This window comes from Gordonia sp. (in: high G+C Gram-positive bacteria), assembly GCF_052106715.1.
Classification (GTDB): domain Bacteria; phylum Actinomycetota; class Actinomycetes; order Mycobacteriales; family Mycobacteriaceae; genus Gordonia.
Window position 1 is genome coordinate 99,783 of record NZ_JBQEDL010000006.1, and the last position, 25,577, is coordinate 125,359.

Genomic DNA, 25,577 nt, shown 5'->3' on the forward strand with positions numbered 1-25,577 from the left:
GTCTGCTGCCACGAGTCCGCCTGGACAGATGCTGAGACTCGAGACCACCATCTGGTGTGGCATACAGACTCATAGACCGTCCTGCCCCTCGTCGAGACTCGTCGCGTCGTCGGGCCGTACGTTGACCTGGACCGACGAGCAACTCGAACGGTTCGACGCAGTCCGCGAGCTGGAGATCGCGGTGCGTCGCGCAGACGGAACGCTTCGTTCGTGGACCCCGATCTGGGTGGTGTGCGTAGGCGGCGACGTCTATGTGCGCACTTGGTATTGCCGGACGACCGGCGGAATGGTCTCCGACGAGGCAGCCGCCACCACGCTCGGGCAGCTCGCTGAGTGAGCTACGTCGTCCTCGCCCCTCAACGGTCGACGGTCACCGCGGTACCCACTCTCGTCCATCGGTAGAGCTGCGCCATCATCGGGCCCGGAACGTGGACGCATCCACGTGATCCCCGCATCTTGTAGCGTTCCCGGTCGCCGTACGGGAACCGTTGCCAGGGCGAGTCATGGAAGCCCACGTCGCCGACGAACGGCAACCAGTACGTGACCCGGATTCGGTAGCCGGGTCCCTCAAGGAACCGTGCGGTCTCGTGACTGACTATGTGCCAGCTCCCGATCGGAGTTCCATGGCCGGTGGCTGAGCGGCCCGTTGTGACCGGAGACGACTTGATCGAGCGTCCGTGCTCGCACAGCCACAGGCGCTGCTGCGACACACTCACGACGATTCGCCGTTCGTCGTTTCCTAGCGCGCACTGCGGGTCGGTGGTCGTAGTGGGCGTTGCGAATGTCGTCGTCGGCGAGGCCGCCTGCGGAGTGCGAGCCGCGGCACGGACCGTCGAATGCGCGAGGAGGACGACAGTCATGATCAGCACGGCCGTGCCCAATGCCAGCACCCATGCGTACCCACGCAGCGTCGTACCCACCACAACTCCCGATCAAACGTAAACGACTATCGTTATCTACAGTCGAGGCTACAGCGGAGTCCCGCCGTGGGCGGCAGACACGCACCGAGTACTCGAACTCGCGTGGTGGCGCTCACTATGACACGGTCGATGCGGTGCATCCGGCACCCATACGTAGAACAAGTCTGTCGCACCCTAGGCGGAACCTGTGTCGACAGCGAGGCGGAAGGGACTCATGAGGAGTATCGCGAGTGTTCGCATAGTCGGCGTCATCGTTGGAGCGGCGGCTGTCGCGCTGATCGGCAGCGCGTGCGGCACCGACGACTCAGGCGAGAGCACCCCGACGTCGGCTGAGGCCTCCGCAGTTGAGACCTCCGCTTCGGATGAGGCGACTGCGGACACCTCGCCGACGGCGGGCGCTTCGAAGGTCGCACAAGCGGCGAGCGTGAAAGTAGGGGGCGCTCGTGGCGTCGAGGTCACGCTGACCGGACCCATCGCCGAACGTTTCTCGTCCACGACCGCCGCAGAGAAGAAGATCCTGCGACTTCCGCTCACCGGCTCCCGCAACGCGGGGACCCGCGAGAGCGGCGTGGTCTACCAACAATTCGAGGGCGGTGTGATCACAGCTCGTAACGATCACCCCGGCACCCCGGCCTACCTGACGTACGGCAAGATCCGTGACGCATGGAACGTCGAGCGCAACGACCAGGGCGTCCCGACTGTCGTCGGCACAAACGGTTCCGCGGGTCCGCTCGGTCCGGTGACCAGCGATCTTGTGACACGCGGCCACGTGCAGACCACCCGATTCGAGCACGGTTCCATCTCCCACGACACGAAGTCCGGCACAGTCACCGTCACGGTCAACGGGAAGGTCGTACCCACCGAGTGATGACCGCGGCCGCTGTTCACGCCGCGTTGCCGCGCCATCTAGACAGTTGACCAGTCGAAAGGGCAGACTTCGCGAAACTCTCGTATAGTGACCCGAATAGGGGACACGTCGCGGCGCTGTCGCGACCGCCACGAAGGAGCGTCGGGTGATCTGTCCGCACTGTGGCGTCGATGTCAACTACCGCGAGCGGCCCGATTCCACGTGCAGCCAGTGCAATCGCGAGTTCGCCCTGGACCCCACGACCGCACCGCTGCGCCTGAACGACCTCCGCGTTCTGCGCCTGGCCGAGAAGCTCCGCACCGATGAGAACCTGCGGTTCACCTATGAGCAATTGCGGTACGCAGCAGGCAAACGAGCGCTCGAGACGAGCCTCGACTCGCCATGGCGATTAGCGTTCTGGGGTACGCCCGCATTCATCTTCTTTCTGACGCTCACTCCGGGCCTGCCGGTGGCACTGGCCTTCGGCCCCGATCTCATCGGGGTGTCCGGAGGGACACTCGTCACGTGGCTGTTCGTCTGCTCGGCCAGCTTGATCGCACTGAGCATGATCATCAACGGTCTGCGACGTCCGGCGATGCTGCGCAATCATCGCATCGACCTGGACGGTTCGCTCGACGACTTCGCCGCAACGCTCGCCGATCGCTGGAAGTCTGTGTACGGCACCACGATCCCGGGACTGATCGACGAGTGGCGAGCACCGATCGAGCACGCGACGTCGCCCCGCTACGCGGTGCTCTGCCCCAGCCGGAGCGTGCTGGTGTGTCTCTCGTGCAACGATGTCGTGCGAGAACGGGACCTCATCCTCGCGCTGCACCCTGACCAAGTGCCGCCGAACATCCCAGTCCTGGTGATTCACGATGCAAGCCCCGCCGGCCTGCGTTCGGTCACCCAGGCGCGGCGACGATTCGGTTCGCTCGCCGTCGACGTCGGTCTGTCGCCTCAGACTGCAATGAACGCCGAGCCGCCTCGCGTGTGGCTACGTGAGCCGACGTTGTCGAGCGATGCTAGGGCCGGGTTGCCGACAGACCTCTCCGACGATGAGCGGGCGTGGTTGGAGATCGGTTGGTGGACACCGGTGGCTGCGGTGCCGCCGCGCAGACTGATCGCCGCCGTCAATCGTGCTGTTGATCGCTTCGAGCCCGGCACTGCCGAAGCCCGGACCATCGGATTTCTTACATGGCCGACCGTCTGATCAGCGGTGTGGTGCACTATGCCGCGGCCCGTGCGGGCCGGCCGACCGGACTGCGCTTCACCCAACGTCAGTTGTACTACGAGCTCTGCCGCTTGTTGCTGCCCGTGCACCTCCTGCCGCGTCGCCTGGCCTTCACCGTGCCGGCTCTGATTCCGATCGGCGTGTTCGAGTCCTGCCTGCAACGATGCGGCGTCATCGATGGCCTTCTGGACCCGCCCGAGGCCACAACACCTGACCCGGGGAGCTCGACTGTCGAGGACGATCTCTTCGACTACGCGCTACCCCGGTTGCTCATCTGCCAGTCCTCCGCGGTCGCCGACATGCTGCGAGCGAACGGCCTGCCCATGGAGTCCGCGTGCCCAGTGCTCAGCGCCGACGACCTGCCGCTGGCTCCTGGGCTTGTGCGGATGCTCGACACGGCCTCCGTCACCGGCGACGGTGCGCGTGTTTACGTCCTGCACGACGATTCGCCCGTCGGGCTCGCGTTGCCTCAGAGACTCGCTGAGACGGCAGGGCTCCCGGAGTCGGCGGTCGTCGTGCCGATCGGGCTCCGACGGTCACAGACCGCACCCCTGCACCTGACCCGTTCCGGTTGGCACCCGGCGAGCTACGTCGAGGTCGAGTCCGTCGCTCCCGCAGTGCTTCTGCGCAGCGTCCATCGCCTGGTCCGAGACGTTCATCGGCGCCGCGAACCGCTCGTCGACCTATCGGCCGCCCGCTCGGCGGGCTTCCTCACCTGGCCCCAGCGTTAGCAGTGCCGAAAGAGACACGATGACATCGAAACCATACGAAGTGGCCTACACCGACGAGCTTCTGACCGACGGGACCGTGTACCGCCGGTACTCCGACGGACGCCAGGAGTGGCGGAGTCGGACTCCCGGCGATGAGGTTCGCTGGCATGACGACCACGGTCGGACCGGAATCGACGTGGCGCTCGGCCGCAAGATCGTCAAACGGACGCACAGCGACGGCGTCGTGATCTACGGGCGGGAGAACGGCTTCGGCCGCACGCTGTGGAGCGACGGCGTCCTGACCCTGAACAAGTCGAGGTTCGGCGGTCGGATGGGCGCTGCAGTCGCGGGTCTGGCGGGGGCAGCGCTGATCGGCACTCTCGTCTATCCGCCAGAAGCCCTGACGCCCGAGCAGGAGGCAGATCTACAAGCGAACAGTGGGACGGGCGAATCGAGTGGTGACGGCTCGAGCGGCGACAACTACTCCGATTGGGGAGGCGACGGGGACGACGGCGGTGATTTCGGGTGACGGGATTTCGGGTGACGGGATTTCGGATGAGGGGACTTCGGATGAGGGGACTTGGAGCCAGAAGGAACAGTGGTGGCTAGATTCAGCGTGATCGACGGCGTCGCGACACTCGTCCCTGGCCCCGGGGCAGCAGAGGGACCTCTGGTCGTCGGAGATCTGACTGCCGTCGGCGAGGCGACGGTGTTCAACGCGTCGGCCGTCCGGCGCGGGCTCTCACGACGCATCCCCGCCGACGTCTCCGCCACTGAACTGCTTCTGCACATCTATCGCGAGCGCGGTCTACCGGGTGTCGCCGAGGTCGAGGGGATGTTCGCGCTCGCGATCATCGACGGTGACGACCTGGTCTTGATCCGCGATCACGTTGGCTCACGGACCTTGTTCTATGCCCGCACCGGAAGCCGGTGGGCGGTCTCCACATCGATCCGAGAGCTCGCCCGCGCCCCCGGGTATGACAACGCCTTGGATGTCCGCGCGGTCCGTTCGTTCCTCACCTTCGCGTACCTGCCCGGTACGGAGACCTTCTTTCGCGGTATCGCCGAGGCACTTCCCGGACGCGCACTGCGTCTGCGCCCGGACGGCCGAGTCGTCGAGGAGACGTTCTGGGAGCCAATGGAGGTCGACGACCCGCGGGACGCCCACCAGCATGCTCTGGGACTGCGGGAACGGCTGGAGGAGGCCGTGGTCCGGCGACTGCCCGAGGCGGAACCGGTCGGTGTCTTGCTGTCCGGCGGTGTCGACTCCAGCCTGGTGACGGCGCTCGCAGCCAAACTGCACGGTCATCCCGTGACCACCTACTCGATCGCGTTCGACACCGACACACCCAACGAGCTCGGCTACTCCGGTCTCGTCGCGGCGTACTGCGGTGTCGACCAGCACGTCCTGACTGTTTCCGGAGACGCGATCGCGTCGCGGATGGCCGAGACTGTCGCTTTGCTCGACAGCCCGGTGGGCGACCCGTTGACGGTCCCGAACCTCATGCTCGCCGAAGCGGCTGCAGCACAAGGTAATTCGGTTGTATTGAACGGGGAGGGCGGCGACCCGGTGTTCGGTGGCCCCAAGAATCTCCCGATGCTCATTTTCGAACTCTTCCGCAGCCGGGAGGGGACGGCGGCGCGAGCGGCGGCCTACCTCACGAGCTACCGCAAGTGTCTCGATGACCTCCCTGTGCTCCTGACCGCGGAAGCGCTCGCGGAACTGGAGACCACGGCGCCGCCGACCGACGTACTGATGCCGTATTTGGAGCGCGGGGCCATGCGCAGTCTGCTGAACCAGTTGCTGCACACCAACCTCCGCACCAAGGGTGCTCACCACATCCTCACCAAGGTGGAGCGGTTGACTGCCGCCAGCGGCGTCGAGGGTCATGCGCCGCTCTTCGATCGTGACGTGATCGACTACGCGTTCAGGGTTCCGCCGCAGCAGAAGCTGTACGGCACAAGCGAGAAATGGATTCTCAAAGAGGCCGTGCGCGACCTGCTGCCCGCGACGATCGTCGACAGGCCGAAGAGCGGTATGCGAGTCCCGGTGCAGCAGTGGCTCGACGGTCCGCTGCGTGACCTCACGCACGATGTGCTCGAGAGTCGGACCGCACGCGATCGGGGGCTGCTCAATCCCGCGACGGTTCGCGCGTGGCTCCGCAACGACGGCGCCCTGCTTCCGCGCCACGGCGGAAAGCTGTGGTTGGTACTGACATTGGAGATGTGGTTGCAGTCGTTCGAGGTGGGCCGATGAACAGCGATGCCGACGGGAAAGAGACGCCGATGAAGACCGATGCGGACGCCGTCGACGAGGTGATCGACCTGGTCGAGTTCACCGACGCGTCACGCAATGTGGTGACGCCGGTGTTACGACTCGAGGCCGACGTCGCCCTTGCTGTCGTCTCGGCTTTCGCAGCTGTCGTCACTCGAGGAAACGCGAGTGCTGCCGCCACGACACCCGATGAGGACGGAGTCACTCGATCGCAGGTGTTTGAGGAGGGCGACGTCTACATGATCGACAAGCCGTTCGACGACTACGTAGCCGACCGATACATCATGGACTTCTACGACGTGACCGACCGTGATCTCTGCTCACGAATGCATCTGCACACCGGCCTCCGGTTCGTCCGGATCATGACGGGACCGGACACCCAGGTCAGAGTCAGCAGTCTGTCGCCGATCGTGGTCACCGACGTTCCCGGCGTCACCGACTTTCAGCTCGAAGCATTCACCGACGATGTGCCGGACGCCGGCCCCGGCTTGGAACGCATTCGGTACAACGTGATCGTCCCACCCTGTGCATTCGTCGACATGCAGGTGCCCCGTGGCGTGAGCCACCAGTTCAACGCCATCGGTCCGCATGCGGTCATCGACTCAGTGCATCCCGAAGAGTCCATCGAGGTGTTCCGCGAGTCGATGTCCGGCTACCGAATGATGGCACAGACGCAATTCTTGGCGGACAAGCTGCCCAGCGCCGAGTCCTGCGTGTTAGACGTTCCGAGGCCCCTCGCGTAGGTCGCGGTTTCACCGACGCGGTTGACTCGACGGGAGGCCTTGCGTGCCTCCTGGTTCCGTCCGCGTCCACGCTCGTTGGGACAACAGTCGCATCCCGTCGAGTGCGACGATGACAGTCGAGCTCTCGTGACCTGCGACACCCAGCGGCAAGGGGAGCGTGGCCGTCAGATCCCACGCCACGAGAGTGATGATGAATGACGCGGCAATGCCGAGCTACGCCATGGGCCGTGCGGAGTGACCGCATTGGCCGATGCGGTCGATATGGAGCAGTCCGCAGTCTCACCAGCTTCGACTGTTGAGAGCTCTGGGCTTGGTGACCGGCTCCCGTGCCGGACGAAGTGTCACCTACCGGCTCTATGACAACTACGTCGCCATGCTCCTCGACGAAGCGATCTATCACATCAAACATCTCGGCCTCGGTGAACAGGACACGACGATCGACAACGCCTGATGCGAGACGCAGACTCCTCCCATCCGCGGTCCGGGGGGTCGGTGCCCTTCGCCCGTCGACCGATACCCGAAACACGGCCAAGGTTAGGGCACGCTGCTCTAATCCCAATCGGGAAGTGAGCCACATTCTGGTCTGCGGCGCGATACGACATCGTTGGAATGATTGAGGAGTTCGATGAAGCTGGCCAAGAGTGAAGGATCCCAATCTGCGCGACGTAGAGTCCAGACACTGACTGCGACGTTCGTGACCACAGTGGCACTTGTGGCCGTCTCGGCCTGCGGGTCGGACGGTGGAGACGACAAGGAGCCGGTCGATCTCAACGCAGACCCTGCTGCGTGCGCGAGTTCGGACACCGTACCCGCCGCGGACCGCGCCGACGGCGCCTTTCAGTTCACGGACGGCCGCGGCCGAAACATCCACCTGGACAAGCAGCCGACACGCATCATCGCCGACGAAGAGTCCGCAGCCGCTCTGTACGCCGCCGGAATCAAGCCGGTGGGCATCTGGTCGACCACGCCGTTGAGCGTGAGCCCCATCCTCAAATGCCTCGACCTCGACGGCGTCGAGGCGGTCGGTGAGAAGTGGGGCGAGGTCAGCATGGAGAAGGTGCTCGCTCTGAAGCCCGACCTGTTCGTCGGGGAGTACAACCCTCGGTTCGAGCAGTTCGGCAAACTCACTTCGAAGGACGACACGTCGAAGGCTGACCGACTGGATGACATCGCTCCGACCGTCGGGGTCAACCTCGACACCGGGTCGACCACCAAGACGATCGAGAACTACCAGAAGCTCGACACCGCGCTCGGCGTGAACGTCAGTCAACAGCGATGATCAGAAGAAGATCAAGGACGACTTCGATGCCGCCGTCGCACGGTTCAAGCAAGTCGCGAGCGAACGTCAGGATGTCGTCGGCATGGGCGTGTGGCCGTTGGAGGTCGCGTATGTTCTCGACCCGAAGGCCGATCCTGATTTCAGCGACTACGAGCGGTGGGGACTGAAGATGTTCAGCCCCGGCACGACGGATGACGGATACTGGCGCAAGTACGCGTGGGAGACCTTCCCGCCGGACGCCGCAGATCTGATGTTCGTGTACCACGACGTCGCGAACTCAGCGAATGTGAAGCTCGCCGATATCGGTAAGCGCTTCCCGGTCTTCCAGAAGAGTGCTGCGGTGAAAGCGAATCAGATGGTGCTGTGGGACTACGGCGCCAACAAGAGCTACCCCCGCTACACGAAGACGATCAACGCGTTCGCCGATGCTCTCGAGAAGAGCAAGAAGGTCAGGTAGGACGCCGTCCATTCAGATCGAGTCGATGGCGGTCGTGTGAGCGACGCCGCTGTGCAGACGCCCCGCGAGAGCCCTAAGGCTCCCGCGGGGCCGTCTGCGTCGGTTGCCGCGACGTCGTTGCGCGCAGTCGGCTGGTTGGTCGGAGTCTGCGTACTGGCGGTCATCGGCCTTCTCAGCGTGGCGGTGGGTACCAAGTACATCCCTCTGCCGGTGGTGTGGGACGCACTGTTCTCCTACGACCCGACCGTGTACGACCAGTTCCTAGTCCACGACGGACGCCTCGGTCGGACAGTGCTGGCGATCGTGGCAGGCGTCGCGATGGCGGTCGCCGGGGCGCTGATGCAGGCCCTGACCCGTAACCCGCTCGCCGATCCGGGTGTGCTCGGTGTCAACGCGGGCGCCGCGTTCTGTGTGGCATTGGCCGTCGGAGTTCTCGGATTCGGCGAGACGAACTCGTTGGTGTGGTTCTCGTTCCTCGGCGCCGTGATCGCGACCGTCGTCGTGTACGCGCTCGGATCGCGTGGGCGAGGCGGAGCGACGCCGGTCCGTCTCACCCTCGCCGGGGTGGCGATCGGGGCGTTGCTGTCCGGACTGACCAGCGGCGTGACGCTGCTCGACCCGCAGGCGTTCGACCAGATGCGCTGGTGGAGTTCGGGCTCGCTCGCGAACAGGGACATGTCGATGACACTGTCGGTGATCCCGTTCATCGCAGCGGGCGTGATCCTGGCGATACTGATCACTCGGCCGCTGAACGTGATAGCGCTGGGCGACGATATGGCGCACGCACTCGGCGCGCGGATCGGGCGAACACGGGCAGTCGGGGTCGTCGCGGTGACTCTGCTGTGCGGGTCGGCCACCGCAGTTGCGGGTCCCATCGGGTTCGTGGGACTGATGGTGCCTCACATCGCCCGCTGGATAGTCGGCTCAGACCAGCGATGGATCCTCGCCTATTCGCTACTCGGTGGTCCGATCATGGTGATGGCAGCGGACATTATCGGGCGGGTGATCGTGCGCCCCGGTGAGATGCCTGCAGGAGTCGTGACGGCATTCGTCGGAGCTCCGGTTCTAATCATCATGGTCCGGCGGGCACGAGCGAGCGGCCTGTGAGCGTGACGCACGGCTCGGGCGGCATCGACTTCGGTCGTCGACTGCTGATCCTTCGCAGATTCGGTGGCACGGTGTCGACCCGAGTGGACATCCGTTCCACGGTGGTCGTCATCGCCCTTCTGTCCGGGGCTCTCGCCGTCTCGGTCGTGTCGTTGGGCAGCGGTGACTTTTCGATCCCGCCACTGCGAGTGCTCGCTACGATCTTCGGCGGAGGCGACGACATCGACTCGATGGTCGTCCTCGAATGGCGTCTGCCGCGGGTGCTCATGGCACTCGTCCTCGGCGGCGCGCTGGGGATCAGCGGAGCGATCTTTCAATCGCTGACGCGGAATCCACTGGGCAGTCCGGACATCATCGGATTCAACACTGGTGCATACACCGGTGCGTTGATCGTCATCCTCACCTTGAATTCGACCAGTTACCTCGCCATTGGTGGCGGTGCCCTCGTCGGCGGGGTAGCGACCGCGTTCGCGGTGTATCTGCTCGCTTTCAAACGCGGCGTGCAGGGGTTCCGACTGATCATCGTCGGAATCGCGGTCAGCGCCGTCCTGTCATCGGCGAACACGTGGCTCATCTTGAAGGCGAACCTCGCCAACGCCATGTCGGCGGCCACGTGGGGTGCCGGAACCCTCAACGGCATCGTGTGGGCCCAAGCTCGTCCCGCCCTCATCGGTGCGGCCGTGCTTGTGGTGGGAGCGGTCTACGCCGCGTACCGCATGCCGTTGCTCGCAATGGGCGACGACGCCGCGAAGTCACTCGGCGTGCGGGCCGAGCCCACCCGGCTCGTCCTGATCGTCGTGGCCGTCGGACTCACCGCTTTGTCGATTGCGGTCGCCGGTCCCATCGCCTTCGTCGCGCTGGCCGCACCGCAACTGGCCCGCAGACTCACCCGCTCCGCGGGCGTCACCGTGGTGGCTTCGGGTGCGATGGGCTGCTTCATCCTGGCGACCAGCGATCTCATCGCACAGAAGGCGTTCTCCGCCCGCTTACCCGTCGGCGTGATCACCGTCGCGATCGGCGGAATCTATCTCATCTGGCTGCTCGCGAGAGAGGCGAAGCGACAATGACCGACACGACCGACGTACGCCGATCCAGCAGGCTTCGCGCCGAGAAGGTGACCACCGGCTACGACAAGACGGTGATCAGCGAAGGCTTGAGCGTCGACATACCCGACGGCGCCTTCACCGTGGTCGTGGGGCCGAACGCGTGCGGGAAGTCCACCCTGCTCCGCGCGCTCGCCCGGCTGCTCGCTCCTCACGACGGGCGAGTCCTGTTGGACGGGAAGTCGATCAGCTCGTATCCGGCCAAGAAGTTGGCTCGCGAACTGGGGCTGCTCCCGCAGTCGTCGATCGCCCCGGACGGCATCCGGGTCGGCGACCTGGTTGCGCGCGGTCGCTACCCGCATCAGAATCTTCTGCGACAGTGGTCGGACGACGACGAGGTCGCCGTCGTCGATGCCATGGCGGCCACTGGTGTGAGCGAGTTGTCCAACCGGCTGGTCGATGAACTGTCCGGTGGGCAACGGCAGCGGGTGTGGGTCGCGATGGTGCTTGCTCAGCAGACTCCGATCATTCTGCTCGACGAACCGACGACGTTCCTGGACATCGCCTATCAGATCGATCTCCTCGATCTCTGCTCGGATTTGAACCGGGAGAGCGGACGGACGCTGGTTGCGGTCTTGCACGATCTCAACCATGCGTGCCGTTACGCCGACCACATCATCGCCATGAAGGCCGGTTCGATCGTCGCCGAGGGTGCACCGAACGAGATCGTGACCGCCGAACTCGTTGAGAATGTCTTCGGGCTGGAGTGCACGATCATCGACGACCCCGAGTCACACACTCCACTGGTCATTCCGCGGGCTCGCCGCCCACGCTGAACACCGAAGGCGTAGCGCGGGCGGCTTCGGGCGTTCACCGGTAGCGGGTTAAGCGCTGGAGTGGGCGATTGTTTCATCTGATGTTCTGCATTCCGAGTGCAAAATACGCAACCATATGGTGCGTCTTGCCTGGTGAGTGAACTTGCGGGCGCGTCACGATTCGCATCGTTCGGCGACCGCACTTGCCGCCGTAGGCGGACATCGTTAGGAGTGAAGTCGCAGGCAGAGGCCTGTTCGAACGGGCGGTGGAGGGGTTACATGGTATTGAGTTATTCGCGTCGCGCGCGAATAACCAATCTACTGCTGGTAGCCCGGCATATTCGATCGCTGCATATTCCAGGAGAAAGATGGCGGATCATGTCGGATTGCCGACGAAATCCGATGCTTGGGCTGGTGGGCTCAGAGGTAGGCGCCGCCCGAAGCCTCCACTCTCTGAGCGTTGATCCAGCGTCCGTCCGGCGATAACAGCAGAACGACGGCGGCCGCGATGTCGTCGGGCTGCCCGCCACGACCGAGCGCGGTCACCTTCGCAACTTCGCGCTGGAACTCGTCGCTCATGAGGTAACCGCCACCGAAGTCGGTCGCGGTTGCGCCGGGCGCGAGGGTGTTTGCCCTGATCCCACGCTCGCCGAGACCGGCCGCGAGGTAGCGGGTGTAGACCTCCATCGCCCCCTTTGTCGCAGCGTAGACCGCGTACGGGGTGCCGCCCGTGAAGCGCGTCAATCCGCTCGAGACGTTGAGGATGCGTCCGCCGTCCGCGATCAGCGGCAGCACGGCTTCGGTCAGCAGCACAACGCCTTTCACGTTGGTGTCGAGCAGCTGGTCGACTTGTTCAGCGGTGGTGGCGGCGACCGGGGTCAGGACGCCGATCCCGGCGTTGTTGAAGAGGTGATCAAAGCTATCGCGTCCCCAGGTTTCCGCGAGCGCTTCGCGAAGCTGTTCGACGAAGGCGTGGAACGTCGAGAATTCGGTAGTATCGAGCTGCAGTGCAACGGCTTTGCGACCCTTCTGCGCAATGGCGGCGACAGTATCGGCCGCGGACTCAGCTGATGCGCGATAGGTGATGACGACGTCCTGCCCGGAATCGGCCAGAGCGAGCGCGGCGGCGCGTCCCAGGCCACGTCCGCCGCCGGTGATGAGAGTGATCTTGTTATCGGTCATGCAATTACCGTGCACCGATAACGGATGTCTCTCCAGGGCGTGCCTATCCAGGGATCAACGATCCGCGGATACAGTGATTTAGTCGAGGCACAATGGCATTCATGGATCGCAGTCAGCTGGCTGACTTCCTGCGTAGTCGACGGGAGGCGCTACAGCCGGAAGATGTTGGCCTACAGCAGGGAATTCGTCGACGAACACGTGGCCTGAGACGTGAAGAGATCGCCCAACTCTGCGACATGTCGACCGACTACTGGAGTCGGCGCGAACAGCAGCGTGGGCCGCAACCATCGGAGCAGATACTGGGCGCGATCGCGCGCGGACTCCGGCTCACCGTCGACGAACGTGCGCACCTGTTCCGATTGGCCGGCCATCCGTCACCTGAGCCGGGCAGCGCATGGCAGCACGTGGCGCCGGGGATGCAGCGGATCCTCGACCGACTGTCTGACACCCCTGCGATGGTGCTGACCGATCTGGGGGAGACGCTGATACAGACGCCGCTCGCCTGTGCTCTGCTCGGCGGTCATTCCGGCTACACGGGCCTGGATCGCATCAATGCCTATCGCTGGTACACCAACCCAGCGACTCGCGACGTGTACCCGCTTGAGGATCAGGCTGAGCACGGGGCGGTGTTCACGGCCGAGTGGCGTAGTGCATATTCCACTCCGGCAACTCGTCAGCGGGCGACTGAGGTTGTGGAAGCGTTGCTCGCCACCAGCCCTGAGTTCGCCGAGGTATGGGATCGACACGATGTTCGAATGAAACATCCACGGCGCAAACGATTCTCGCACCCGGAGGTCGGGGAGCTGGAGCTTGACTGCCAGACACTGATCGACACCGAGAGCCGTCAGGCGTTGCTGGTGTTCACTGCCACGCCGGGGTCGGCGACGGTCGAGAAGCTACAACTTCTCGCGGTGATCGGTGCGCGCCGCTTCGTCTAGCAGATGTGGCCTGCAGAAACCCAGGTGCGCCTGGTTAACGGACTTCGCTCGTGCGACGAAAGCCGACAGCAACGGCGATCACGCAGGTCCAGCCATGATTCATCTGATTCAAGATGCAAAGGTCTACTGAACACCCTGCGTATTGACTTCGTGCGTAGCTGCCAGATCGGGCCGCGCGTTGGCGACGCTTCGGTCGTCTATTCAGACGATCGTTTATGAAGTAGTTCGGTGGCGAGCTTGTGTGTGCGGGTGGTGATGTCGTCTCGGACTAGGCGCATTCGGTCGATGCCGTCGATGCCGCGTTCGGAGGGCTCGTCGGTGTCCCAGTTGATGACGGTGACGCCGGGGACGTCGACGACGGCTTCTCTGCCTAAAGTGATGACCTTGTCGATGCGGGCGAGCAAGGCTGGGTCGATTCCGACCGGGGTATGGCCTGTGATGTTGACGCCGACGTCGGAAAGCGCTTGAGCGGAGAGGGTGTTGACCGCGGTGCCGGGGCGAGTGCCGGCCGAGTGAACCCCGATCGCGTCGCCTGCGGCCTGTCGTAGGAGGCCTTCAGCCATGAACACCACGGACGGCGTCATGGCAAGTCCCTTTCGGTGGGCCGAGTGGTGGGGGTGAAGCGGTGTCGGAGTGCGAGGGAGACGTAAACCAGGGCGACCAGGACCGGGACTTCGATGAGTGGTCCGACGACGCCGGCCAAGGCTTGGCCGGAGGTAGCGCCGTAGGTGCCGATCGCGACGGCGATCGCCAGCTCGAAGTTGTTGCCTGCGGCGGTGAACGCGAGGGTAGTAGTGCGCTCATAGCCCAGGCACAGGGAGGCGCCGAGGAGATAGCCGCCGCCCCACATGATCGCGAAGTACGCCAGCAGTGGCAATGCAATGCGGGCAACGTCGACGGGGCGTGAGGTGATTTGGTCGCCTTGCAAGCTGAACAGCAGCACGATCGTGAACAGCAGCCCGTAGAGGGCCAACGGCCCGACCCGAGGTAGGAAGGTCTCCTCGTACCAGTCGTGGCTGCGTCGGCGTTCCCCGATTCTGCGGCTCAGATATCCGGCGAGTAGGGGGATGCCGAGAAATATCAACACCGATTTCGCGATCTGCCACGGCGAGGCATCGATAGTGGTCTGCTCCAAACCCAGCCAGCCAGGCAGTACGGACAGGTAGAACCAGCCCAGCGCAGCGAACATCAGGACCTGGAACACTGAGTTGATCGCCACCAGCACGGCGGCGGCCTCCCGGTCGCCGCAGGCGAGGTCGTTCCAGATGATCACCATCGCGATGCAGCGCGCCAGGCCGACGATGATCAGACCGGTGCGGTATTCGGGGAGGTCGGGCAGAAGTAGCCAGGCGAGAGCGAACATCAGTGCCGGGCCGACGACCCAGTTCAGGACAAGCGATCCGATCAGCAGGCGTCGATCGCTAGTGACGGTGTCGAGGCGGTCGTAGCGGACCTTCGCCAGCACCGGGTACATCATGATCAGCAACCCGAGTGCGATCGGCAGTGAGATCCCGTCGACCTGGATCTTGTCGATAGCGGTATCCATGCCGGGTATTAGGCGGCCGAGTAGCAGCCCGGCGACCATCGCCAACCCGATCCACACCGGAAGGAACCGATCGAGCGTCGACAGCTTTCCAGCGACGCTGCGGCTGGACGTCGGGACGCTCACGGCGTGGCCTGCGCAGTCAGAGGCGCCACGATAGCGGCGACGGCGTCGAGGGCGGCCGGAACCACCCGGTAGTGCACCCACGATCCTCGGCGCTCGGACTCGAGGAGCCCGGCGGTTCGCAGGACTTTCAAGTGATGCGAGACCGTCGGCTGCGAGACATCGACCGCTGGCGAGATGTCGCACACGCACGCCTGGCCGCCGTCGTGACTGGCGATCAGACTGAAGAGCTGCAATCGCACCGGATCGGCGAGTGCCTTGAATACCGCGGCCGCGTGTACCGACTGATCAGGTGTCAACGGCTCACGCACTAGCGGCGAGCACCGTACTGATGAGGCCTCAATCTCCAGTGACTTCGACATAAATCAATATTGATGTATGTCGATATGGGGTGCAACACGAAGGGCGCCACCCAGCTGGGCGGCGCCCGGGATCAACCTGTCGTCAACAGCACGAGGAGGCCGGTGTGCAGCACGCCGACGAGCCTTGCGAAGCCTGCGTCAGGCCCAGGTCGGAGCCCTCCGAGGCGAGGGCAGGAGCTTCGCCGAACGTGTTCGAGTCGGCCGGGACGGTGTAGACCTCCCAGCGTTCGCCGTCGGGTGCGCCGACCCACACTTTGTCCTGGGTGGCGAAGCAGCAGGTGGTGTTGATCTGCTCCTCGGTGAACAGCTCTTCGCCTGCGAGGCGCCCAGCGGCCTTCGAGACAACGGTGATCTCCACGGTTGTCGGATGACACCGCACCTGGGACTAATGACCGGTAGCTGGGACTAGGGGAGCGGTACCGGTGAGGTGTGTCGGATGACAAGGTAGTTGGCCAGGCGCTGAGTGACAGAAGATGTGAGACAGTGTGACGGAATGGCAGCGCAACGGCGGGGCTGCAAAGCCGAGCTATCCGGGGCGTCGGTCAGCGGCTCAGCCACGCGGCGAGCTGGGCGAGTGAATCGAGTTGCAGGTCAGCGATATTCGCTTCCGGCTGAGTGGAATGGACGAAGCCCCAGGGGCCGCGGCGAATGAACGCCATTCGCAAGCCGATCGCACGTGCCGGAACGACGTCGTTGTCAACACGATCACCCACGTACATGATCTGGTGCGCCTCGAGCCCGAGCACGTCGACCAGTTTCGTGAAGTACTCCTCGGACGGCTTGGAGATTCCCCATTCAGCGGACGACGCGACGACGTCGGCTGTGAAGTCGAGTGCGAGTAGCTGTTCGGTGGTACCGGCCGGTTGGTTGCCGGCTATCCCGACGATCAAACCTGCGGCCTTAGCCGTGCACAGACAGTCCAGGGCATCCGGATACAGGTCGTCGGCGCTGATCGCCGGTGGCGCCGTGGAGGCATCGACGCTGAGGATGTCCCAGGCAAGACGATGATCCTCGCCGCGTTCGATGAGCGCGCCGATGACGCCCATCAACGCGAAAGGCGTTACGCCCGCTGCACGTGCTCGTTCCGCCCACATCCGTGATTCGTCGACCAGCGTCTCGCCGACATCGAAGACAGTGGCGCGGATCCCGTTCCGTAGCTGCAGATCACTCACCAGACGATAGTCTCACCACTCCGAACCGGAACTCCTTGTTCACCAGGACATCCCAACAAAAGTCTCAGTTGCCTGTCACTGAGTCTCAACTAGGGTGTCAACGCCTCAACTAGCTTGTCATCCGACAGTGGCAGCATGCTTCATCCGATGAAACTTCCATCATGTCAACCACACTTGACATAATGTATATTATCGGTGTACGAGGCGAAACGCATGTACAACGCAAACGCCGATAACTGCCATGCAATTGCGATGCCTTTCAGTCACGTAATCGTGGATCGGACACTTCGCGCTTGGCGACGTGTCATCCGCGGATGTGCGGATTTTCATCGCGGTGGCGATCGTTGAAAATTGCGAGCGTCTCGCAAGCTGACTGCCCCTGAATGTCGACTGGCCGCAGTGTTGGCGCACTGGGCCGAATGGGGCCTGGCTGGCGCCTTTCCTGGGTCGCATGCTCGGTGGGTTCGGCCCCTCCAAAGTGTCACAGTGACGTAAATGCCGCAGAATGGGCAGCGGGTTGAAGATGCACTGTCTGCGCCAGTGATGCGTCACCCATTTCCTTGAAGCCGATATGATCCATCGTTCGTCCAGCAGTAGGTCGGCCACGCCTACTCATCGGCCGCCGCGCTCTACTTCCCCGGCCTGAGCAGACTTCAAGCGATCCAGCAACGAATCGTCACAGGTGACGAAACTGATGCAAAAGGAAGGGTCACGTGAGCGAGCAGTGCCGAGTCGGCTACCACTGGAATGTCGCCAATCTGGTCCGACAACACCACGGAGAGTCTGAACCGCGGGATGCGCCGTCGCACCGATGTCGTGGGCGTGTTCCCCAACCAGGACGCCACCGTCGGGCTCATTGGCACGACCTGGTTGAACACGCCGACTAATGGGCTGAAGGGTGCCGCTCCTCGCCAACTACTTGTCACAAGCTCCCGGATTGGGTGTCTGTGTTGTCAAATGACAGTCTCGTCTAGCCGAGTGTGGACGCAGCGTCGCGAAGGGCGTTGAGTGCACGAGCGGCGTGCGCCGCCATACTCGAGTCGTCATCTGCCTCCACCCAGTTGCTGAATCCTTGCTTGAAGGCGAGCACTCCGAGTTCGGCAGCTAGTTGAGCGCTCACCGTATCGACACCCCGAGCCTTCAACGCCTGGGTGATCGTGGCAGCGAGACCGACGCTTTTGAGTGCGTCGCGGTCCTGTAGTTCGGCATTCGCAGCTACCGCCGCTGCCAAACGTGGAGCGAGTTCACGATTCATGGGGCCCATCATCGAAGAAGCGCGGTCCAGCCCGGCCGCGACGGCCTCGAGTGGCGTCGCCCCGTCCGGCGCGTTCGCGATCCCCTCCGTCAGCAGTTCGCTAAGAGCTGCCTGGCCAGCGACGAGCAACTCGCGCTTGTCCGGGAAATATCGGAAGAACGTGCTCTTCGTCGTTCCGGCGCGCTCAGATATCTCCGCGACCGTCGTCGCGTCGTACCCCTGTTCTGCGAATAAGTCGACCGCTGCGAGTACGAGTCGCTCCCGTGTCCCGGGCTTCCACCGCGCCATGAGCCCATCGTATGTGATGAGACTATTGTCGCATCGGCTGGTAGTGTCATGGGACAAAGGTCTCATCAGATGAAGGGCAAGGCAATGGAAATCTTCGTCACCGGAGGTACAGGCCTAATTGGCACCTCAGTGGTTGCCGAGTTGATCGCGAGTGGTCACGCGGTCCTCGGACTCGCTCGCTCAGACGTCTCGGCAAATGCGCTGGCGTCGGCGGGCGCAGAGCCTGTCCGCGGCAGTCTTACGGACCTCGAGGTCCTGCGCGCAAGCGCTGAGCGAGCGGACGGTGTATTGCACCTTGCGTTCAGCAATGATTTCAGCAGTGAGGGTGCGCTCACCGCGGGGGTCGAGGAGGAGGCGGCAGCGCTCGCTGCGATGGGCGATGCGCTGATCGGCACCCATCGACCGCTAGTCACCTCGTCAGGCACACCAGCTGTGCCTGGCCGTCCCGCCACAGAATCCGACCCGTTGTCAGAAATCGGCCCAGTCGGAGGTCGGAGTCGCGCTGTACGCAGAGTTCTCGAGCTCTCCTCCCAGGGTGTCCGCAGCGCGAGCGTCCGATTGCCGCGCACCGTCCATAACAACGGCGATGGGGGCTTCGCCGGGATGCTCACGAGCATTGCACGTCAGTCCAGGGTGTCCGGTTATCCAGGTGATGGCTCCCAGCGCTGGCCGGCCGTTCACGCGCTCGATGCGGCGGTCCTCTTTCGACTCGTTCTGGAAAATGCACCGGCCGGTCACGCCTGGCACGCTGTGGCCGACGAGGGCGACGCAGTTCGAGATATCGCCGCTGTCATCGGAGATCGGTTGGATGTCCCGGTCGAATCGGTCGACCCGCAGATCTACGGACCATTGGGAGAAATCTTCAGCATCGATCAACCGGCCTCCTCCGCGCACACCCGCGAGATGCTGGGCTGGACTCCCCAGCATCCGAGCCTGCTGCCTGACTTGGGGAATATCCGCCCCTGAACTCGCGGCCGACATGCGCCTACGCCGCCGTGGCGGGTGGGCGCGCAGACGGGTCGGCCATGACGTCACTAGCCTGACCCATCACAGCGACCGCGGAGCCCAATGCCGAGCCATCCGGTAGACCGAAAGACTCGCCGAAGGTACAGCACCCCACACGCAGAGTTCGAGGCCAACCACTGGGTAGTCCAGGCAGCCTGGCACTACCGCACGAATCGGTCGTCGGCGAGGTCGGATCCAATTGACTGAGTGATATGTCCCGGGTTGCCCGGAGTCGGTGTTCTTGGCTTTCTGATTTTGACGTCTCAGCGAAGGAGTCGTACACATGCCGAAGAGTTACCCCGAGGAGTCTCGTCGGAAGGTTCTCGACTTGGTCGCCGCTCGGCGACCCGTAGCCCAGATCGCCACCGATCTCGCGGTCAGCATTCTCACACCGCAGGGCCCGCCTACATCTTGTGGTCACCGCCAATACTGCCGAACATCAGCTACGCACTCTCCGAGTAAACGCTCTCCGCCGCATTATTCAGGCGTAACGTCAGCAGTCGAGGACGTTCCTGTCCTCAACTTGGAGGACTCGTCATGAACACTCGTACACTCCGTCTCCTGCCTGTCGCCGGGCTCGCGGCCGTCGCCGTTCTCGGCGCGACCGGCGCTCCGGCACAAGCCGCCGAATCCGCGTCGCTGTCGATCGACGGCGACTTGGAGATCATGCCCGGCGTCCACCTGCTGAATATCGATGCCGAAGGCACCCGCACCGACGCTGGAAAGACGTCCGGGACTTACACGGCCACCCTAATGAACGGCATGTCGAAGGTGCCGTTCCAAATCAAGGGGCCGGTAACGTGCATTGACACCCGCGGCGACGCTGCGGCACTCGTGTACCCGATCTCGGCCACCGCCCCGAACCTCGTGCCTGACCCGTTGAAGGACATGCTCGCGGTCAAGATCTCGGTCCGCAAGGGCGCGGCGGACCGTGTCGGCGTGATGGGACCTGCGCCGACGTCGTCGTTCCGCGGCTGCGCGCCGGAGACGACGCCCTTCCGATTCGACGGTGACATCGAGATCGCGTAACGGGCGGACGCCGGCCGGGAACACTTGGCGAAAGACACGTCGCTCCTCCCCTATCCAACCCTGGAGGAGGATTCGGTTAACGTCACAGTGACGTTGCACCGTTTCTCCGCTCTCCGATCAGCGCAGGTTCGACCAGGATTGCATCGCCACTCAGAGTCTGTCTGGGTCGCGGATGACCTCGGCTCCGTGTGGTCCGATGTCGCCAGCGTCAAGCTGGGAGGGAGTCAAGTACTACCCAGCTTCTCTTGTGGCCCCGGGCGGAGTCCACCGGCAGCGCGGTCCGTGTCACCCCTCCCAGATGCACTGCACCGGTTCGATCCAGTCGCTCACATAGTGGTCGGTGACGAGTTCGTCATGGGCGGCGTCGACACCGACGACTTCGACACCGGCGGTCAGATGCGCGGTCCACGTCGACTCGATCGGCGTCGACGACTCCGCTTCGACCCGCGAGTACACGAGGACCGCCGGCACGTCGACCGATCCCGTAGTCGGCTCCACAAGCATCCGTTCGCACCGCGCGTGCGACCGGAAGGATGCTTCGAGGTCGGTGTCGGTGAGTCCGACGATCGGCGATTCGGCGAGTGCGGCACGGACGACCTCGGCCGCCGGGGTGTCGGGCGTCGCTCCCGCGATGACGCGGACGCGACGCTCGGATTCTGCGACGTCGATCTGCTCGGCCTCCGCCGGGTCGACAGCGTAGGCGTCGACGATCGTCAGCGAGACGACGTCCTCACCTCGACGGCGCAGTTCCCGGGAGACGGCGAACGCCAGGTGGCCGCCGTACGACCATCCGAGGAGATCGTACGGACCGTGGTCCTGTACGGACTGAACGACGTCGGCGTAGTCGGAGGCGAGGTCGCCGAACGACGCGGGTTCCTCCACGCCGGGCACGTCGGCGACGTCGCCGACGCCGACCAGTCCCCACCCGCTGGGCAGTCGGTCTGCGAGCGCCGCGTACGCGGCGACGAAGCCAAATGCCTCGTGGAAACAGATCACTCGGCGACCGGCAGTCGACTCGACAAACTCGGTGATCGCGGGGTGCGCCGCGGACGCATCGACGGTCGAGCTCTCGGCGAGTGCGGCGAGGCCGCGCGGCGTCGGTGTGGTGAACACGTCGCGGACACGGACCGAGAACCCGTGGTCGCCGTCGTTGAGCCTGGCGGCGGCCTTCATGGCGATCAGCGAGTTCGCACCGGACTCGAATACGTCCGCCGTCGCTGACACCGCGGGCACGCCGATGAGGTCCGCGAACACGGCGCACACGAACTCCTCGACCGCCCCGATAGGCGCGACGATCTCCTCCGCGGTGAGCGGCACCTCGGGCAGGGCGGCGACATCGAGCTTTCCGTTGACCGTCAGCGGCAGATCGTCGACTACGCCGATCGTAGCGGGAACCATGTAGTCGGGCAGCATGTCGCGCAGCGAGTCACGGATCGTGCCGGGATCGAGATCCGCGCCGTCCGGCACTGCGTATCCGACGAGCGCAGGCATGCCCGACGGTGATGTCATGACCCGGACCGCGGCGCGGCTAACGCCGTCGCATCCAGCGATGACGTCGGCGACCTCGGCCGGTTCAATACGGAATCCGCGGATCTTAACCTGGGCGTCCGACCGACCGAGGTAGTCGAGGGTGCCGTCGTCGCGCCACCGGGCGACGTCGCCGGTCCGGTACATCCGTTCACCGTCGCCCCACGGGCAGGCGACGAACCGTTCGGCGGTCATACCCGGCTGGCCGAGATAGCCTCGCGCCGTGCCCGCACCAGCGAGATAGAGCTCGCCCGGCGTGCCGGGCGGCGCCGGGGACAGACCGGCGTCGAGAACATAGGCGCGTGTGTTGTAGATCGGCGCACCGACACAGGACGTCGCACTATCGGCGACATCGGCGCCCAGCGCGTTGATCGTGTACTCGGTGGGCCCGTACAGGTTGTATCCGGAGACACCGGGCGCATCGCGCAGCGCCGTCCAGACTGCGTCCGGGACCGCTTCACCGCCGAGTGAGACGAAGACAACGCCCGCATCGTCGGGGGCCGACGACCGGCCGGCGGCGCGAGGGCGCTCGAGCAGCCCGGCGTCGAGCAAGACCTGGCCGTACGACGGGGTGACGTCGAATCCGTCGACGGAGGCCCGGTCATAGTATGCGAGCAGTTCGACCGGATCCTTACGGAGGTCCTCGTCGATCACGTCGACGCAGTGCCCATCGAGCATCCAGAACAGCTGTTCCCAGGACGCGTCGAAGGAGAACGACGTGGTGTGCGCGATCCTCATCCTGCGCCCGCCCTGTTCGGCGACCACACGGTCGAAGATCTTCGCCCTGTGGTTGACGAGCATGTTCGTCAACCCGCGATAGCCGACGGCGACGCCCTTGGGTCGGCCCGTCGACCCCGACGTGTAGATCACGTAGGCGAGGTTGTCTCCTGCGGCGCGCAGTGCCTCGTCTGCGGTCAGATCGTGACCGGCGAATCCCGCCAGCTCGGCGAGCAGACCGCGATCGTCGAGGTCGAGAACCTCGCCGCGAGCGACATTGCCGTCCGGAGGCAGGAGCGCCGAGGTTCCGACGACCACCGCCGGGCCGGCGCTCTCGATCATGTAGGCGATCCGCTCCGGCGGATAGTCGGCGTCCACCGGAACGTAGGCCGCCCCGGCGGCGAAGCACGCGAACATCGCGAGCACCATGCGTTCGTCGCGAGGCAGCAGCAGCACCACCCGCTGCTCGGGCCCCGCGCCTCGGGAGATCAGGAGGCGCGCGAGACGGTTGACACGTCCCGACATCTCAGCGAACGTGAGACTCACTGATCCGGCGACCAGGGCCGTCGCATCGGGTGTGCGGCAGGCCTGTTCCGTGAACAGATCGGCGATGGTGACGTCGGGAACGTCGCACTCGGTGTCGTTCCAGGTGCGAAGCACCAGTTCCCGTTCTGCTTCAGTGGCGACGCTGATCCGCGAGACGGCGGCGTCGAGATCCCCCGCCATCCCTGTGAGGACGTCGACGTACCGGTCAGTGAGGAGCCGCGCCTCGTCGGCGTCGAGGACATCGGACCGGTACGCGCAGCGCAGTACGATGCGCTCGGCGGGGTCGGCGGCGAACGACACCGGATAGTGCGTCGCGTCGTTGATCGAGCGGCCGATGACGTCGAGGTCACCGTAGCGGCGGCCTTCCACGCTCGCGGGCACGTTCTGGATGATGAACAGCGTGTCGAAGAGGGTCGGCACGCCGGTGTCGTCGCCGATGTCGGTGAGTCCGACGTGTTCGGCGTCGAGCACGCCTATCCACGCGTCCTGCTGAGTTCGCACCTGGTCGGCAACGGTGCACGCCCGCGACAGGTCGACGCGCACGGGCACCGTGTTGAACAGGAGGCCGACGATGCGTTCGGCGCCTGCCACATCGGCGGGCCTTCCGGCGACCGTCGTCCCGAAGACGACGTCGGTGCGTCCGGTCAGTCTGCCGAGGGTGATGCCCCACGCGGTTTGCAGGAAGGTGCTGAGCGTGACGCCAGCGTCGGCGGCTGCGCGGCGGATCCGATCGCTGGTCGCGGCATCTAGCACCTGGTGATGATCTGCTGCCGCGAGTGCATCCGGTTGCGACGCCATCGCCGCCGGGTACAGGATGGTCGGTTCGTCGACGCCGGACAGATACCCCTTCCACGACGACCGCGCGGACGTGTCGTCGCGGGCGTCGAGCCATTCGAGGTAGGCCCTCATCGACGCAGGCGACTCGACGGCGTCGCCTGCGTAGAGCGCGAATAGATCGTCGAGCAGCCGGCCGATCGACCAGCCGTCCATCAGCACGTGTTCGAAAGAGAACACGACGAGCCACTGGTCGTCGCTGGTCGGGACGAGGGCGAACCGGATAAGCGGGGCCCGGTCGGCGCGGAACGGCGCGAACCGCTCTGTGCCGAGTATCTCTTCGACGCCGTCGCGCTCGACGTCACTGCGCGTGTAGACGGTGACGGGCACGTTCACTGTGTCGGCGATCAGCGCGACGGACCGGCCTGTCACGGTGGTGAAGGCCGCCCGCAGACTCGGATGGCGTTCCATCACTCCTGCGATCGCGGTCCGCATTGCGTCGACGTCGAGACGACCGCGGACGGTCACCACAGACTGAGACGCGTACAGATCGGTATCCCCCGAGTCGCCCGCCATGCGCAGGTGGAACAGCAGGCCTTCGCCGAGTGCCGTCACCGGCCACACGTCGGCGAGTGGACCGAATCCGATCTCCAACTGCTCGCGGTCGACGGCGCGCAGGCTGAGTAGATCCCGGTGTGCCGACTCGCGTTGCGCGTGCGCGGCCTCGGCGAAATCGACGACGCGTCGGTCGATGCGGTTCCCGCCGTCCCGCGCGTCGGCGACCGCGGTGGCGATCGCGTCGACGTCGACGTCGACGTCGTAGTCGTGTGCGAGGTGGATGTGGACGTAGAGTCCGTCGCGGTCGACCGTCACGACGACGACGGCACGGTGATCGCCGAACCCATCTGCGCCGGCGTCGGCCCCCGCGGTCACCACGGTGTCGGTGCGATGGACCCGCACCAGGAGTGCAGCGTCCGGAACGTCGGCGAACAACCCCTGGGCGTGGACGCTGTGGTCGCGGAGTGCGATGTAGTCGCCAATCTCGGCGGCGGGCGGCAACGCGATCTCCGCCCCCGATTCGACGATCACCGGATAGCGCCATACGAGGTCGCCGGTCACGAACGCGGCGTCGGCGTCGGCGCGGGCAGACTCCTCGACGTCGACGATGAAGACGTCGCCGAGGTCGGCACCTGCGGCGAGGAGCGCTTCGGCGGTCGCGGTCACCGCAGTCGATATCACGGCTACGTCGACGAAGCCGTCGGACGCGGTGCGCGGCGCGTGCGCGCTCGCGGTCCGCACCGAGGCACGAGGACTGTCACCGGGTTCTTCAGCGTCCATCGCCTCTTCGACGAAGTCGATCCAGTATCCGTCGGCTACTAGATCGTCCGATTTGGCACGCGCAAGTTCATCCGAGACCCACTGTGCGTGCGAGCCCAAACGCACGACGGCGTCTGGTTCGTGGAGAAGGGCGGCGACGACAGCGGCCGCCGCATCGAGTCGGTTCGGGTCGGCGCCGTCGTCGACGAGATCGAGGCGGATCACGCGGCGATCTTCGGCGAGGAGTCTCGCTCCACTGCGGCCGGTGTCAGCGGCGAAGTCAGCGGCGCTCCGGTGCACTGCGATGCAGGCCAGTCGGTCGACGGTCCGTGCGGCGAGGTCGCCTGCACGGGGCTTGTCGAGAAGGCC

At 64.8% G+C, this 25,577-nt stretch carries 23 protein-coding genes and 4 pseudogenes; 17 read left to right on the forward strand and 10 right to left on the reverse strand.

Annotation, left to right across the window (positions count from 1 at the left end; all coding sequences use genetic code 11):
- Positions 1–121 precede the first annotated feature (121 nt).
- Complete coding sequence (locus ACTIMF_RS04915) at positions 122–337, forward strand: DUF2255 family protein (RefSeq protein ID WP_442349155.1); 216 nt, start codon at positions 122–124, stop codon at positions 335–337.
- Positions 338–356: 19 nt separating this feature from the next.
- Here the strand turns inward: ACTIMF_RS04915 and ACTIMF_RS04920 are convergent, their stop codons facing one another.
- A complete protein-coding gene (locus ACTIMF_RS04920) occupies positions 357–920 on the reverse strand; it encodes a L,D-transpeptidase (protein WP_442349156.1) in 564 nt (187 codons plus the stop codon).
- Between the two features lie 214 nt (positions 921–1,134).
- Between ACTIMF_RS04920 and ACTIMF_RS04925 the strand changes: the two genes are divergently transcribed.
- From ACTIMF_RS04925 to ACTIMF_RS04950, 6 genes are all read left to right on the forward strand, one after another.
- A complete protein-coding gene (locus ACTIMF_RS04925) occupies positions 1,135–1,788 on the forward strand; it encodes an LGFP repeat-containing protein (RefSeq protein ID WP_442349157.1) in 654 nt (217 codons plus the stop codon).
- A gap of 145 nt (positions 1,789–1,933) precedes the next feature.
- Positions 1,934–2,980, forward strand: coding sequence for a hypothetical protein (locus tag ACTIMF_RS04930; RefSeq protein WP_442349158.1), 1,047 nt, complete (start codon positions 1,934–1,936; stop codon positions 2,978–2,980).
- Positions 2,965–3,732 carry a hypothetical protein gene (locus ACTIMF_RS04935; protein ID WP_442349159.1) on the forward strand — a complete coding sequence of 256 codons (768 nt, stop codon included), beginning with the start codon at positions 2,965–2,967 and terminating at the stop codon, positions 3,730–3,732. The genes ACTIMF_RS04930 and ACTIMF_RS04935 overlap by 16 nt, the downstream gene beginning before the upstream one ends.
- Positions 3,733–3,751: 19 nt before the next feature.
- A complete protein-coding gene (locus tag ACTIMF_RS04940; protein ID WP_442349160.1) occupies positions 3,752–4,240 on the forward strand; it encodes a hypothetical protein in 489 nt (162 codons plus the stop codon).
- Between the two features lie 72 nt (positions 4,241–4,312).
- Positions 4,313–5,968 (forward strand): asparagine synthetase B family protein, encoded by a 1,656-nt coding sequence (locus ACTIMF_RS04945; RefSeq protein WP_442349161.1) that lies wholly within the window; start codon positions 4,313–4,315, stop codon positions 5,966–5,968.
- Positions 5,965–6,729, forward strand: coding sequence for a hypothetical protein (locus ACTIMF_RS04950; protein WP_442349162.1), 765 nt, complete (start codon positions 5,965–5,967; stop codon positions 6,727–6,729). Before ACTIMF_RS04945 ends, ACTIMF_RS04950 begins: the two co-directional genes overlap by 4 nt.
- Before the next feature lie 9 nt (positions 6,730–6,738).
- On the opposite strand, the pseudogene ACTIMF_RS04955 reads toward ACTIMF_RS04950, so the two are convergent.
- Positions 6,739–6,942 (reverse strand): annotated as a pseudogene (locus ACTIMF_RS04955) (hypothetical protein); the annotation flags it as partial.
- Here ACTIMF_RS04955 and ACTIMF_RS04960 point away from each other — a divergent pair.
- The 6 genes and pseudogenes from ACTIMF_RS04960 to ACTIMF_RS04985 form a co-directional block, all read left to right on the forward strand.
- Positions 6,940–7,180: pseudogene (locus ACTIMF_RS04960) on the forward strand (ArsR/SmtB family transcription factor); the annotation flags it as partial. The pseudogenes ACTIMF_RS04955 and ACTIMF_RS04960 sit on opposite strands and share 3 nt — an antisense overlap.
- Before the next feature lie 243 nt (positions 7,181–7,423).
- The gene (locus ACTIMF_RS04965) at positions 7,424–8,008 is read left to right on the forward strand and encodes a hypothetical protein (RefSeq protein WP_442349163.1); all 585 of its coding nucleotides are present in this window, start codon (positions 7,424–7,426) and stop codon (positions 8,006–8,008) included.
- Positions 8,009–8,090: 82 nt separating this feature from the next.
- A complete protein-coding gene (locus tag ACTIMF_RS04970; protein ID WP_442349164.1) occupies positions 8,091–8,465 on the forward strand; it encodes a hypothetical protein in 375 nt (124 codons plus the stop codon).
- A gap of 36 nt (positions 8,466–8,501) precedes the next feature.
- Positions 8,502–9,572, forward strand: coding sequence for an iron chelate uptake ABC transporter family permease subunit (locus ACTIMF_RS04975; protein ID WP_442349165.1), 1,071 nt, complete (start codon positions 8,502–8,504; stop codon positions 9,570–9,572).
- Positions 9,573–9,574: 2 nt separating this feature from the next.
- A complete protein-coding gene (locus ACTIMF_RS04980; RefSeq protein WP_442349191.1) occupies positions 9,575–10,639 on the forward strand; it encodes a FecCD family ABC transporter permease in 1,065 nt (354 codons plus the stop codon).
- Positions 10,636–11,451 (forward strand): ABC transporter ATP-binding protein, encoded by an 816-nt coding sequence (locus ACTIMF_RS04985; protein WP_442349166.1) that lies wholly within the window; start codon positions 10,636–10,638, stop codon positions 11,449–11,451. Before ACTIMF_RS04980 ends, ACTIMF_RS04985 begins: the two co-directional genes overlap by 4 nt.
- Before the next feature lie 399 nt (positions 11,452–11,850).
- Here ACTIMF_RS04985 and ACTIMF_RS04990 read toward each other — a convergent pair whose 3' ends face one another.
- Positions 11,851–12,612 carry an SDR family NAD(P)-dependent oxidoreductase gene (locus tag ACTIMF_RS04990; protein WP_442349167.1) on the reverse strand — a complete coding sequence of 254 codons (762 nt, stop codon included), beginning with the start codon at positions 12,610–12,612 and terminating at the stop codon, positions 11,851–11,853.
- 92 nt (positions 12,613–12,704) lie between these two features.
- Here ACTIMF_RS04990 and ACTIMF_RS04995 point away from each other — a divergent pair, with 92 nt between their 5' ends.
- Positions 12,705–13,550: a helix-turn-helix transcriptional regulator gene (locus ACTIMF_RS04995; protein WP_442349168.1), complete on the forward strand. Its 846-nt coding sequence runs from the start codon at positions 12,705–12,707 to the stop codon at positions 13,548–13,550.
- Between the two features lie 197 nt (positions 13,551–13,747).
- On the opposite strand, the gene ACTIMF_RS05000 is transcribed toward ACTIMF_RS04995, so the two are convergent.
- The 5 genes and pseudogenes from ACTIMF_RS05000 to ACTIMF_RS05020 form a co-directional block, all read right to left on the reverse strand.
- A complete protein-coding gene (locus tag ACTIMF_RS05000) occupies positions 13,748–14,134 on the reverse strand; it encodes an arsenate-mycothiol transferase ArsC (protein WP_442349169.1) in 387 nt (128 codons plus the stop codon).
- Positions 14,131–15,219 carry an ACR3 family arsenite efflux transporter gene (gene arsB / locus ACTIMF_RS05005; protein WP_442349170.1) on the reverse strand — a complete coding sequence of 363 codons (1,089 nt, stop codon included), beginning with the start codon at positions 15,217–15,219 and terminating at the stop codon, positions 14,131–14,133. The genes ACTIMF_RS05000 and arsB overlap by 4 nt, the downstream gene beginning before the upstream one ends.
- Complete coding sequence (locus tag ACTIMF_RS05010; RefSeq protein WP_442349171.1) at positions 15,216–15,578, reverse strand: metalloregulator ArsR/SmtB family transcription factor; 363 nt, start codon at positions 15,576–15,578, stop codon at positions 15,216–15,218. Before ACTIMF_RS05010 ends, arsB begins: the two co-directional genes overlap by 4 nt.
- Positions 15,579–15,660: 82 nt before the next feature.
- Positions 15,661–15,903: pseudogene (locus ACTIMF_RS05015) on the reverse strand (glyoxalase/bleomycin resistance/dioxygenase family protein); the annotation flags it as partial.
- A 217-nt stretch (positions 15,904–16,120) separates the two neighbouring features.
- Positions 16,121–16,750, reverse strand: coding sequence for an HAD family hydrolase (locus ACTIMF_RS05020; protein ID WP_442349172.1), 630 nt, complete (start codon positions 16,748–16,750; stop codon positions 16,121–16,123).
- 756 nt (positions 16,751–17,506) lie between these two features.
- Between ACTIMF_RS05020 and ACTIMF_RS05025 the strand changes: the two are divergent.
- Positions 17,507–17,611: pseudogene (locus tag ACTIMF_RS05025) on the forward strand (transposase); the annotation flags it as partial.
- A 109-nt stretch (positions 17,612–17,720) separates the two neighbouring features.
- On the opposite strand, the gene ACTIMF_RS05030 reads toward ACTIMF_RS05025, so the two are convergent.
- The gene (locus ACTIMF_RS05030; protein WP_442349173.1) at positions 17,721–18,293 is read right to left on the reverse strand and encodes a TetR/AcrR family transcriptional regulator; all 573 of its coding nucleotides are present in this window, start codon (positions 18,291–18,293) and stop codon (positions 17,721–17,723) included.
- An 84-nt stretch (positions 18,294–18,377) separates the two neighbouring features.
- Here ACTIMF_RS05030 and ACTIMF_RS05035 point away from each other — a divergent pair, with 84 nt between their 5' ends.
- Both ACTIMF_RS05035 and ACTIMF_RS05040 read left to right on the forward strand, forming a co-directional pair.
- On the forward strand, positions 18,378–19,259 hold the full coding sequence (locus ACTIMF_RS05035) for an SDR family oxidoreductase (protein ID WP_442349192.1): 882 nt from the start codon (positions 18,378–18,380) through the stop codon (positions 19,257–19,259).
- 576 nt (positions 19,260–19,835) lie between these two features.
- Positions 19,836–20,327 (forward strand): hypothetical protein, encoded by a 492-nt coding sequence (locus tag ACTIMF_RS05040; RefSeq protein WP_442349174.1) that lies wholly within the window; start codon positions 19,836–19,838, stop codon positions 20,325–20,327.
- 285 nt (positions 20,328–20,612) lie between these two features.
- Here ACTIMF_RS05040 and ACTIMF_RS05045 read toward each other — a convergent pair whose 3' ends face one another.
- Positions 20,613–25,433 (reverse strand): amino acid adenylation domain-containing protein, encoded by a 4,821-nt coding sequence (locus ACTIMF_RS05045; RefSeq protein ID WP_442349175.1) that lies wholly within the window; start codon positions 25,431–25,433, stop codon positions 20,613–20,615.
- Positions 25,434–25,577 lie beyond the last annotated feature (144 nt).